Raw genomic sequence first — 236 nt, 5'->3', positions numbered from 1 at the left:
GTGATCAAATCGATCGCTTCGGTCAGCGGTGACGACGTCGGCAAGTTCGAGCAACTGACCCTGGACAAGGCGCCGGTCACCACTACCGTGACCGACGAACCAGGCTCGGGTACTCCGGGCACTGGCAACCAGGGCGACCTGGTACTGGTTACCATCACCGCTGACCAGACGTCGGTGGCCGAGAACGTCAAACCGACCTTCACCGTGCACATCAATCAGGCGCTGGACCACGACCT

1 protein-coding gene is annotated in these 236 nt (G+C 61.4%); it reads left to right on the top strand.

Annotated elements, in window-relative coordinates; translation table 11 throughout:
* The coding region (locus tag QQL85_RS26535) for a hypothetical protein (protein ID WP_284357340.1) at positions 1–236 on the top strand (236 nt) is incomplete at both ends.

It is taken from the genome of Pseudomonas putida, from assembly GCF_030159595.1.
Classification (GTDB): Bacteria; Pseudomonadota; Gammaproteobacteria; order Pseudomonadales; family Pseudomonadaceae; genus Aquipseudomonas; species Aquipseudomonas putida_AC.
The sequence above is the reverse complement of the archived record's forward strand: the minus strand, read 5'-3'. Positions and strand labels throughout refer to the sequence as shown.